Origin of the sequence: Kitasatospora sp. NPDC059817, assembly GCF_042731835.1 — a bacterium.
Taxonomy (GTDB): Bacteria; Actinomycetota; Actinomycetes; order Streptomycetales; family Streptomycetaceae; genus Kitasatospora.
The window spans coordinates 1-9,354 of the sequence record NZ_JBHWIR010000157.1 but is presented as its reverse complement, the minus strand read 5'-3'; the positions used below and the strand labels follow the sequence as shown (position 1 = coordinate 9,354).

At 72.2% G+C, this 9,354-nt stretch carries 8 protein-coding genes and 1 pseudogene; 6 read left to right on the top strand and 3 right to left on the bottom strand.

The genetic code is table 11. The features are described 5' to 3' along the window. Positions 1–349: 349 nt before the first annotated feature. The 3 genes from ACFV61_RS27100 to ACFV61_RS27090 form a co-directional block, all read right to left on the bottom strand. Entirely contained in the window at positions 350–3,166 is a 2,817-nt protein-coding gene (locus tag ACFV61_RS27100) for a hypothetical protein (protein ID WP_380494399.1), read from the bottom strand. 324 nt (positions 3,167–3,490) lie between these two features. Next, complete coding sequence (locus ACFV61_RS27095) at positions 3,491–4,039, bottom strand: hypothetical protein (protein WP_380494397.1); 549 nt, start codon at positions 4,037–4,039, stop codon at positions 3,491–3,493. Positions 4,040–4,090: 51 nt separating this feature from the next. Next, on the bottom strand, positions 4,091–5,275 hold the full coding sequence (locus ACFV61_RS27090; RefSeq protein WP_380494396.1) for a protein-L-isoaspartate O-methyltransferase: 1,185 nt from the start codon (positions 5,273–5,275) through the stop codon (positions 4,091–4,093). Between the two features lie 524 nt (positions 5,276–5,799). Between ACFV61_RS27090 and ACFV61_RS27085 the strand changes: the two genes are divergently transcribed. From ACFV61_RS27085 to ACFV61_RS27060, 6 genes and pseudogenes are all read left to right on the top strand, one after another. Next, the gene (locus ACFV61_RS27085) at positions 5,800–6,444 is read left to right on the top strand and encodes a hypothetical protein (protein WP_380494394.1); all 645 of its coding nucleotides are present in this window, start codon (positions 5,800–5,802) and stop codon (positions 6,442–6,444) included. Between the two features lie 76 nt (positions 6,445–6,520). Then, a pseudogene (locus ACFV61_RS27080) lies at positions 6,521–6,724 on the top strand (DUF1768 domain-containing protein); the annotation flags it as partial. Positions 6,725–6,805: 81 nt separating this feature from the next. Continuing rightward, on the top strand, positions 6,806–7,318 hold the full coding sequence (locus ACFV61_RS27075) for a DUF1877 domain-containing protein (protein WP_380494393.1): 513 nt from the start codon (positions 6,806–6,808) through the stop codon (positions 7,316–7,318). Between the two features lie 43 nt (positions 7,319–7,361). Next, entirely contained in the window at positions 7,362–7,637 is a 276-nt protein-coding gene (locus ACFV61_RS27070; protein WP_380494390.1) for a hypothetical protein, read from the top strand. 136 nt (positions 7,638–7,773) lie between these two features. Continuing rightward, complete coding sequence (locus tag ACFV61_RS27065) at positions 7,774–7,917, top strand: hypothetical protein (RefSeq protein ID WP_380494388.1); 144 nt, start codon at positions 7,774–7,776, stop codon at positions 7,915–7,917. A gap of 760 nt (positions 7,918–8,677) precedes the next feature. After that, positions 8,678–9,354: RNA-guided endonuclease InsQ/TnpB family protein (locus tag ACFV61_RS27060; RefSeq protein ID WP_380494386.1), on the top strand; the 677-nt coding region annotated here is incomplete at its 3' end.

Genomic DNA, 9,354 nt, shown 5'->3' with positions numbered 1-9,354 from the left:
TCCTAGATCTATCTCTATATATAGTGTTTTTTCTGTTTGCACTCATCTGATCTGTTCAAGCCCCCCCCCCCCCCCACGGTCGCTTCGTAGCGGACGGCAGGTTTGTCGTATCTCGTAGCGGCGGCCCGTGGCGCTTGAGTTGGCGGCTCCTTCTGGAGGCCCCCTTTTCGCCGCCCCGGCGGCCTGCTGATGGGTCCGGTACGGAGGCCGCCCTGTCTTCTCACCCGCCGGCAGCAACTCCTCCAGTCGGATCCACTGTTCGTCCGTCAGGCCTCCGCGCCCCGCGCCAAGATCATCACAAACCGCGATCAGAGTTTCCAGGGTGTCGACGAACGGCTCCTCGCCGGCGTCATCGCCCGTCCCCGGCACGTAGTTCGGTGGCGATCTGGCGCCGGCCGGCGACCAGCGCCTCCAGCACCACCGCGACGCAGGCCACCAGCGCCAGGCCCACCGTGGGCAGTAGCACCGGCACCACCGTGGGCGACAGGGCGTTGCCGACCTCGGCACCGACCAGCGTGGAGATGTCGAAGGCCGAGCCGAGCAGTCCGACCGCCGCCGCGGCGACCAGACCGCCGCCAACGGCCGCCGCCAGGGCCTGTGGCAGTGCCTCGGCGATGATCAGTGCCAGCCCCTGCCGGGGCCGCAGACCCATGGTCCGCAACCGGGCGAGCACCGCCGCGCGGTCGGGCGCGGCCTGGAACAGCGTCAGCAGGACGGCGAGCAGGGCGAACCCCGCGCCGGCGAACGCCGCGTACCGGAACAGCCGCCCGGCGGCCTGCTGCAACGGGTCCTCGGCGAGCTGCGCGGCGTACTCGCGGCTGCTGCCCACCGTGTACCCGGGAGGCAGCCCGTGGGTGCCCCGGCCCGCGGCCGCGGCGTCCTCCGCGATCAGCTTCGTGATGCCCGTCGGCTGGGTCAGGCCCCGCTCCAGGAGCGTCGCCCTGACCTGGTCGGGGTCGAAGTCGCCGACGCCGAGCCACTTGTTCATCCGGCCGAGTTCGGGCAGGCGCTGCGCGGCGGGACCGGCGGGCACCACGACGAACGGCAGACCCGGGTCCGGCAGGGCCGGGGTGGCGGTGACGACCCCTGCGACGGTGGTGAGCAGGTCGTTACCGGTGAGCAGGTGCACCTTGGGCGTGCCGGTGGCCAGCCGCCCGGCCAGGTCACGGCTGAACAGTGCGGGCACCGGAGTGTCGGCGCCGCCGGGGGCACCGGCGAGCTTTGCCGCGTTGAACTCGCCGGCCCCGATGCTCCGGGCGATCTCCGCGTACGCCCGCGGCTCCGCGACCACCAGGACGGCCTTGGTGTAGTCCTGGTCGGCGCCGATGAACAGGGCCCTGGAGTCGACGCGGACCCCGGTCGAGGTCCGGACTCCCGGCAGTTCGGCGGCGGCCTTGGTGAACGACTCCGGCAGGGTGGCGTAGTCCGGGACGGTGATGGCGATGTCGCCGCCGGTCGCGGCCCGCGCGGCACGCATCCGGCTGTGCTCCACGGTGTCGAGCACGGTGGCGCCGAAACCGGTCGTGGTGACGGCGATCAGCAGCGCGAGCACCGGCAACGGGGACCGCCGCCGACGACCCGAGCCGTCGCGGGCGGCACGGGCCAGGCCCAGGAACCCGATCAGGCCGCGGCCGCGCTTCGTGAGTGCGGTCAGCCGCCCGAACACCACCGGCACGATCCTGGCCAGCAGCAGCCCGCCGGTCACGGCGAGCAGCAGCGGGGCGGCCGCCAACAGCGGGTCCACGTCGGACCCGGCGTGGCCGACGCCGCGTCGGCGGACCTCGGCCACGGCCACGACGGTGACGGCCACAACGGCGAGTTCGCCGATCACCCGGCGCAGGGTGCCGATCACCCGGCCCCGGCCGCGGGCCACCCGCTGACGCGACCACAGCAGGGCGACACGGGCCGGGAAGGCCAGCAGGGCGAGCAGCGTCGCGGCGAGGGCCGCCAGTACCGCGTGCCCCCACCGGGGGGTGGGCAGCAGCAGCACGGCGAGCAGCGTCCCGAGCGCGGCGGCGGGCAGGACGGTCACCGCACCCTCGCCGAGCAGACGCAGCACCACCCCGCGGCGTGAACCACCGCGGGCGTACAGCAGCCGGATCTCGGTGGCGCGCCGGTCGGCGCCGAGGACCGCGGCCAGGAGCAGCACCACGGTGGCGACGCCCGCGGCACCTGCCGGTCCGATCGCGCTCAGCGCCATCGCCGCGTGGTAGCGGGCGGCCGCCCGGGCGAGGACGTCGGGCAGGAAGGAGCTGATGCGCAGGTCCGCGCGCTTGGTCGCGGCGACCAGCGCCGTCGCGGCCTGTCCGGTCAGGAAGGGCTGGACGGCGGCGCGGATCCGGTCGAGCCGGTCGGCCCGCAGGGAGCCGGGGTCGACGGGCAGCCGCCAGAAGTCCTCGACGGTTTGGCCCCAACCGGTCAGCGCAGACAGGCTTGCGCCGTCGACGAAGCCGGTGGTCCGCCAGCGGTTGTCGCCGTTGGTGCCGAGGTTCAGGCAGGCTCGGTCCGGGCAGCCGAGGCCGTCCCAGAACGGGTCGAGCGGATCCTTGACGCGGTAGAAACCGGTCACCACGGCGGTCCGCCGCCCCGTGGGTCCGCCGGTGCCGCTGTCGACTACATCGCCGAGCTTGATGCCGACGGTGTCGGCGGCCGTCCGGCTCAGCACGATCGGCAGCGGGCCGGCGGCGGGCGCGTTGCCCGGCCACGTGCCGTCGGTGAGGGTCACGCGGTCGGCAAGGCCGTGCAGGTAGGCCAGGGAGAGCCCCGGGGCGGTCTCCTCGGCGAGCCGTGCGTACCCCGGGTTGTACATGTCGTTGAACGCGGTGCGGGTGCCGTGGGCCAGGCCCGACCGGGAGAGCGGGAGCTCCCTGCCGACCCGCGCGACGAGCTCCCGCTGCACGGCGTCGAGGCCGTCGGCGGTGTCGGTCGGCCGGGCTCGGGAGGCGGCGTGCAGGCTGGTCGGATAGATGCCCTGGTGGCTCACGTAGTCCGCGAGCGCCGCGTCCGCGTTCCGGTCCGCGACCCGGGGGAAGGCCGCCGCCAGGAAGACCGTGACGAGCACGAGGGCCGCCGTGAACAGTGCCGCGAGCGGGCTCGCGCGCAGCCTGGCGCGGACCCAGTGCGCGGGGCGGAGGGCGGGCCCGGGGGTGCCGGCTTCGGTGGTCACATCTCCTCCACGTGATGCGGCTGGGCGACCGCCTTTCTGCTTCCTACGGTGGAGTCCACCGGACGCGTTCATCGCTTCGGTCCGTGCGCAGTTCAGCTGCGGACGGACAAGGCCGAGGGGCACGTCGGCGTTCGGATCAACGCCGACCGATCGCCGGATGACCGACGATGCTGTCAGATCCGACCGGGAGGCGGAAGGGATCTTCGCGAATCAATTCCGGTCCCGCCGGGATCCGTTGGACTTCTCTCCGCTACCTACAGGTCGAGCGGACAGCCCTTGACGCTGACACCAGCCGACATGTCGTCGGACGGCCAGCCACCCGGGTCAGGGGAGAAGCGGCCGGACGGCCAGCCATTCCTGAAGCTGGTCGTGACTGCGACCGGGTCGTAGGTGTCCGATGATCAGGTCGAGGTGACCGGTCAGGTTCTTGAGGCGGCGTAGCTCACCGATCTGCTCGGCAGGCAGGGCCCGCCAGCGGGCGCCCAGAGCGCCGGCCTTCGCAGGACTCAGGGTGAGCTCGGCGAGGGTGTCGGCGGCGAGAACGTCAGGGTCCCAGTCGGGGGCCTGGGCATCGGGGCAGAAGCGGTCGATGATCCACGCCCGGAGCATGAAGTCGTTCTGGGCCATACGTGCCTGTTCCCGAGGGCCGTCGCCGTGCAGGCGCGCGTTGACCCGCAGGGACAGCTTCGCCCATTGCTTGCGCTCCTCCGGTCCGAGACCATCCTCGGAGCGGTACGCGCGCAGGGCGCTGATCTCCCGGACGCCCTCCAACTCGCCACGGTGCCGACCAGGACGTTCGGCGAACGCGGTGAGCTGGTCGAACGTCAACACGCTGAGGTCTTCGGCCGGTTCACTTGCCGAGGCGGTGTCCATGGACATCAGCCTGTACCACTGAACGACTGACCGCTCGGCCGGCCTCCCCGGTCAGCGTCCGAGCGGGGCGACCGGGGTGGCCGGGGCGGCCTGTGCGACAGGCCAGCGGGGGCCGCCCGGGCTGCCCTGCCACGCCCACTGCTTCTCGGGGGTGACGGTGATCCCGTAGTCGTACAGTTCCGGCGAGCCGAGCGCCTCCCACTGGGACCAGGCGGTCATCACCTCGTCGCCGATCCGCCGCGGCCCGCCCTGGAACAGCACCGCGCCCCCGTCACCGTCCGCGGACAGCGCCGCCCACGAGCGGTCGCCGTCGTGGAACCAGACGTTGGCACCGTCCTCGCCCCGGCCCGTCAGAACGACGGCGTCCGGGACGGCGACCCGCACCGCGAAGCGCAGGTGCCAGTCGTCGGCCAGCGGCGCCGGATCGCGTTCCACGACCCGCCGCACCTCGGGCCCGCCACCCTCGCGCACCGCCGTGTACGTGGCGTGGTCACCGCGCGTCGGAGCCGGCCCGCGCCGGTCGGCCATGAACTGCGCCAGGCCCTGCACCCAGCCCGTCGCGCTGCGCCCGTCGTCGGCAACGGTGAGGGCGACGTGGCCGAGCCTGCCCCAGGGGTAGACGATCCGGCCGCCCGGCTTCGTCGCCTCCACCCAGCCCCACGGGACGGCCTCGACGGCGTAGGTGGCGTGGAGCCGGTCGACCCTGGCGCCGCCGGGCGGCCCCGCGTGGGTGGCGTCGCCGGCCAGCACCTCGGCGTCGACCCCGGCGGCCCCCAGGCGCCCGCGGGCGAACGCCGCCAGCCGCTCGTCGACCTCGGTCGACACCACCCGACCGGGTCCGGCCCGCCAGGCCGCCAGAGCACAGGTCCAGCCCTGCCCGCCGCCGACGTCCCACACCGTGTGCCCGGGCTCCAGCATGAGGCTGTCCAGCATGTCCGCCACCACGCCGGGCGCCGACAGACTGGAGGACGGCAGACCGTCGGTGACCTGGGTGATCGCCGCGCCGTTGACGTCGCCGTACAGCTCGTCCGCCCACCCGCCCGCATCAGTGGCGCGGTCCATCGCCACGTAGGCGCATTCGTCCCAGCGCCACAGCCGATCCGGTGCGAACAGGTCGCGCGGCAGCGCGGCCATGGCCTCCCGCAACCACGGCGAGTCCTCGGGCCACGCCCCGCCCTGCTCCATCGCCGCGTCCATCCGCACCCGACGCTCCACCAGGTCGGCGTCCGGGCTCACGACTTCTTGTGCTTCCCGCCCGACGGCGGCGCGGGAGGCACCTGCCCGTCCTGGTTGCCCGGCGGCGGGCTCCCCTTCTCAAGCGGCGCCGGCGGCTTCTGGTGATCGCCCATGCTGCTCCCCTTCCACGTACACGCTGACTGGCCGACCATCCTGGCGCAGCCCGGCGCCGGCTGGTAGACGGCGTGCGGTCGCACTTCGAGGGCGTGCGGGTCTCGGGCGCGCGCATCCCGGGAGCGCGGCCAGGTGCAGGCAGAGCCGGAGCCCGACGTGCCGCAGACAGCTCCCGCCGGGCGCCTCGCCGCACCGCAAGTACGGCGACGGAGCCCGCCGGGCCGCGGCAAGCCGTCAGCGGCGGTGGGCCGCACATGTCATCGCCCTCGTGCTGCCGGCGGCGCAGGCCCGCGAGGCACGGTGGCTTCGCTGGGCAGCGGGACTGGTGCCCGGTGTGCGGCGGGATCCTCCAGGCCGGGTTCGGGACCGGCTCTCGCTCAGTTCGCCGGCCGCGTGGAATGCTGCCCGGCATGATCAACTCTCCTGATACCGAAGCGCCGGGTGGGGCCTGGTCGTTCGCGGCGGCGCGTGAGCCGGCCGAGTTCCCCCTCGTCGGGGTCAACGGTGTGCCCGGTGTCGGGCACGCCGGGGACGGGAGGCGGACCCTGTGCGGGATCCGTGGCCAGTACCTGACGTTCTTCCTGCACCACTTCGAGCCGCAGGACCTGGCCTCGTGCCGGAAGTGCCGGGCGCTGGCCGAGGCGGCGCCGTCACGGCCGTGCGGGCAGGAGCGCCTGCACGACCTCCTCCTCCAGGAAGCCGACGACGGGCCGCTGCGGACAGACCTGCTCGCCGCGCTGCGCCGGGGCGCGCGGATCGCGTTCTGGGGCACCGGCCCGGCACACGGCCCCACCCGGTCCTACGCGCGGCTCGACCGGATGACGGAGGCGGCCGGCCCGGCCGCCGAGGCGCTCGCGGCGGCCGGCACCTCCGTCACGCTGGCCCGCGTCGAGGACACCGACCAGCAGTACCTCGTCGTCCTGCCGCCCGACGGCCGCGCCCGCATCGCGCGCGGCCCGGCGACCTCCTCTCCCGGTGCCTCGCCCAGCCCTCCTGCGGCGCCACCGCCCCCTCGGGACGCAGCGCAACCGGGCGACGGGCGGGACGGCCCGTGAGGCCTGCCCCGGTCCCGGCCGGCGCGAACCGTTCCGGGGCCGGCCCGGAGAAAGTCCAGGATCGCGTCGGCGGCCACTGCGACACAATCCCAGGACGATCGGCAACAGGATCACCCATCGCACCGCAGACGGTGTCCGCGTACCCGGAACCTGGCGGCATGTCTTCATCCGCAACGGCGGCCACTACTTCCTGACCGACCTCTTCATCTACACCGACGGGCTCATCAACTGCTGGGGCCTGGTCACCGTCGAGGAGTTCGAGGAGAAGCTGCGCACCGGCCCCAAGAACCCGACCAGCAGAACCGACGCGCCCTGATGAAGCAGCGGCAAATCCGGTGGACAGCGTCGGGGTACTGCCGCCATGGCCATCACCCAGCAACTCGCCCGAGTCTCGGTGGAGTACCTCGACGCCTGCCGTCGGTCCGCTGCCGAGTCGCCGGACGGGGATCATCATTGGGATCCACCGTCCGTGGACTGTCTGGATCTGGACTGGGCACCTTCCATGCTGGAGCGTGCCTGTGAACTGGCGCGGCTCGACGCCGTCCACCGGGAGGCGCTCAGGAGCGCGACCCATGGCGACAGCGGCGTCGATCTGGGCTTCCTCAACGCGAACGAGCATGCGATTGCCTTCTTCAGCAACTCCACTCCGACGGCCCTCCACCCAGCCGACGTCGCCCGGGTGTCGACGCTGCTCGGAGAGATCGACATGCAAGCGATCCTCCGTTCGGTCGTGGACAGCGGTGCGGGCTCCACGCTCGGCTACGGCTTCATCGGCGATCCGACGGAGTACCTGCTGGCCCACTTCGGCGCGCTACGCGGCTTCTACGAGGAAGCGGCCCGGAGGAGCCTCCTTGTCGTGCTGTGGTGGGACTGACCCATTCATCCCCGCGGTCATGTGGCGGGCCCCGCGCCGGGTCGTGCTGGACATCTGGCGAGCCGGTGTGCGGGTCGACGGCGCCTGGGCGATCGATGCCTGGTGGGCGGTGTGGATCGCCAAGTCGGTCGGGATCACGGCCTACATGGTGATCGATCTGGACGGCAACCCCAACGCGCCCCTCGTCGTGCTTGTCGACGTTGTCGCCGCACTCCTGGCGATCCTGCTGGTCGGACGGATCTCCGCCATCCAGAGCACCAAGATCCAAGCAGGGCGCGAGACGCTCGCAGACAGCATGCGGCGGACCACGCACGGGTAGCGGGCCCCGTGGCCGCGGTGCCCGTGCTTCAGTTGTTCGCCCGCGATGTTCCGGCGCTGACGTTCCCGGCGGCACTGACGTGCTCCAGGTGCTCTGGTGCCCGCTGATCCACTCCGAGCGTGATCAGTGGTCGCCGGTGCCTGTGCTCCGATGGCGCTCCGCCGCCGAGGTCGTGTCCGGGCGGTTGCTGAGTCCGGACGAGGTGCCGAAGCCCTACGAATCCGATGACGAGTACGTGCCTCGGCCCTGCCTGGTGCACCCCACCGAGACCGTCGAGTAGCCGAATTGGGACATGCCGGAGGAGCTGTCCGAGCGCGTCGGGGAGTGGAGCGAGGACCTGGAGGAGGCCACCGGCATCTCCTACTGCGACGCGTTCACGACCAACCAGAGCAAGGTCGGTGGTTATCCGGGCTGGACCCAGGCTCCGAGATGGCCCTCCTGTGCCTGCGGCGATCGGATGGAGCACCTCCTGACGATCTCGGCGAGTGAGTCGTGCGGGCGGTGGTTCCCGGTCGAGGAGCGGGCCCGTCCCGGCTCCGGCCGGGAGCAGTCCGATACTGCGCAGGGCGGCAGTCACGGGATGGCCATGGGCGGTGTCTACGTCTTCGTCTGCCGTGCTTGCCCCCCGCTGGCCCACGATCCACCGGTACGACTGCTGAACTCCCGCGAGTCGTGGCGTTGCCGGCCTGCGGTGCTGGCACACCGGCCCGAGCGCTCCCGCAGTCGCTCGGGGTGGGGGTTGACCTGCCGACCGGCTGGTGGGGCTCGATCATCGTCCGCTGATCGTCCGCGAGTTGGCGACGCGTCACAGCCCACAGTCCTCCCTGTTCCGCTCTCGGAGGAGGGTGGAACCACGAGACTGGTCACAACCTCACATAGGCCCTCATCATGGACCTCCGTGGATACCCCCGGCTTCAGCCGGGGGAGGAATTGGACTGCCCGCGTAGCGGGTCAGGTGGCTGCGTTCGCCCCCGGGGCGGACCGCAGTGCTTGACGTGCGGGATTCGAGCTGCACGGATTGCCCCGCTAGGTTGTGGGTCATGACCACGACTCACGTGAAGCGGGCGTTCAAGTACCGCTTCTATCCGACGGATGCGCAGGCGGCTGAGCTGTCGCGCACCTTCGGGTGTGTGCGGAAGGTCTACAACATGGCGTTGCAGGCCCGTTCGGAGGCGTGGACGCTGCGTCAGGAGAGAGTCAGCTACAACGCCACGTCGGCGATGCTGACAGGGTGGAAGAAGACCGGGGAACTGTCCTACCTGTCCGAGGTGTCGTCGGTTCCGTTGCAGCAGGCGCTGCGGCACTTGCAGGGGGCGTTCACCAACTTCTGGCAGAAGCGGGCGAAGTACCCGACGTTCAAGTCCCGGAAGAAGTCCCGCAGGTCCGCCGAGTACACGTCCTCCGCGTTCCGGTTCCGGGACGGCCGGCTGACGCTGGCGAAGATGGACCAGCCGCTGGACATCGTGTGGTCCAGGCCGTTGCCGCAGGGCGCTGCGCCGTCCACGGTGACCGTGTCGCAGGACAGTGCGGGGCGCTGGTTCGTCTCCCTGCTGTGCGAGGACCGCCCGTCGGTGCCCGCACCCGTGAACCCGGCCGTGGGCGTCGACGTCGGTGTCACCAGCCTGGTGACGCTGTCCACCGGGGAGAAGATCACCAACCCCCGGTACGGGCGCAAGGACCGGGAACGCCTGGCCAGGGCTCAGCGGGAGCTGTCCCG

Bases quoted from the DNA above. Each gene is read 5' to 3' on its own strand.
- ACFV61_RS27075 (WP_380494393.1), top strand. From the start codon at position 6,806: ATGGCCATCACCCAGCAACTCGCCCGAGTCTCGGTGGAGTACCTCGAC.
- ACFV61_RS27095 (WP_380494397.1), bottom strand. From the start codon at position 4,039: ATGGACACCGCCTCGGCAAGTGAACCGGCCGAAGACCTCAGCGTGTTG.
- ACFV61_RS27085 (WP_380494394.1), top strand. From the start codon at position 5,800: ATGATCAACTCTCCTGATACCGAAGCGCCGGGTGGGGCCTGGTCGTTC.